Source organism: Achromobacter sp. Bel, from assembly GCF_012928505.1.
Lineage (GTDB): Bacteria > Pseudomonadota > Gammaproteobacteria > Burkholderiales > Burkholderiaceae_B > Achromobacter.
This window is the reverse complement of record NZ_JABBJN010000120.1, coordinates 1-1,379: the sequence shown is the minus strand read 5'-3', so window position 1 is coordinate 1,379 and position 1,379 is coordinate 1. Positions and strand designations below refer to the sequence as shown.

At 62.4% G+C, this 1,379-nt stretch carries 1 protein-coding gene; it reads left to right on the top strand.

Going from position 1 to position 1,379, the window contains the following annotated elements:
• Window positions 1-53: 53 nt before the first annotated feature.
• Window positions 54-1,304, top strand: coding sequence for an IS256 family transposase (locus HG262_RS30805; RefSeq protein WP_169274600.1), 1,251 nt, complete (start codon window positions 54-56; stop codon window positions 1,302-1,304).
• Window positions 1,305-1,379: the final 75 nt, after the last annotated feature.

Sequence of the window (1,379 nt, the reverse complement as noted above, 5' to 3'; positions counted from 1 at the left end):
GGGAGTGTCATAAATTTTGTGTTTGAGGCCTAACATGTGCTCAAGGAGCATGTATGGCTACCAAGACAAAGACACCGCTGAGAGAACTGCCGGCGATTCCCGCCGAGTTGGTTGATCAATTCGTCAAAGGTCCGATGACCGCCGAAGCGGTTCAGGACCTGTCGATGGCGTTCAAGAAGGCGCTGATCGAACGGGCCCTGGGAGCGGAGTTGGGCCACCATCTTGGCTATCCCACGGGCGGCGAGCGCCCCGAGGAGGTCACCAACCAGCGCAATGGCAAGAGTCGCAAGACGGTCCTGACCGATGACGGGCCATTGCGGGTGGAGATCCCGCGCGACCGCGACGGCAGCTTCGCCCCGATCCTGATCCCCAAGCACGAGCGCCGTTTTACGGGGTTCGACGACAAGATCATCGCGATGTACGCCCGTGGCATGACGGTGCGCGAGATCCAGGGGTTCCTGGCCGAGCAATACGGGACAGAAGTCTCGCCGGAGTTCATCAGTTCGGTGACCGACGCGGTGATGGACGAGGTCACTGCCTGGCAGACCCGGCCCCTGGAGACCATGTATCCGGTGGTGTTCTTCGACGCGCTGCGGGTCAAGATCCGCGAGGATGGCGTCGTGCGCAACAAGGCCGTCTACCTGGCGCTGGCGGTGCTGCCCGACGGCACGCGCGACATCCTGGGCCTGTGGATCGAGCAGACCGAGGGCGCCAAGTTCTGGATGAAGGTGTTCAACGAACTGAAGACCCGAGGTACGCAGGACATCCTGATCGCCGTCACCGATGGCCTAAAGGGCATGGAGCAGTCGCTGAACGCGGTGTTCCCGGCCACGACGCTGCAGACCTGCATCGTGCACCTGATCCGCGCCAGCCTGGACTACGCCAGCTGGAAGGAGCGCCGGACGGTGGCTGCGGCCCTAAAGCCGATCTACACAGCGGCGACCGTCGAGGCGGCGCTGGCAGCGTTAGCGGCGTTCGAGCAAGGCCCTTGGGGACAGCGCTACGCGCCGATCGCAGACGCATGGCGGCGGGCCTGGGACCGCGTGATCCCGTTCTTTACGTTCCCGCCGGCGATCCGCAAGGTGATTTACACCACCAATGCCATCGAGAGCATCAACGCGCAGTTGCGCCGGGCGGTGAAAACGCGGGGCCACTTCCCGAGCGACGAGGCCGCCACCAAGCTGCTGTGGCTGGTCCTGCGCAACATCACAGGAGCCTGGGGCAGCGCCACGCACGACTGGAAGGCCGCCATGAACCAGTTCGCCGTGATTTATGCAGAGCGCTTCACTGACCCGTATCGCTGAGATAGCATCAATAGGCCTGATCGAAACAACGATCAGGCTTTTACTGCCTCAAACACAAAAATACTGACACTCCCT

Coding starts and splice junctions, on each gene's coding strand:
- HG262_RS30805 (WP_169274600.1), top strand. CDS start 54: ATGGCTACCAAGACAAAGACACCGCTGAGAGAACTGCCGGCGATTCCC.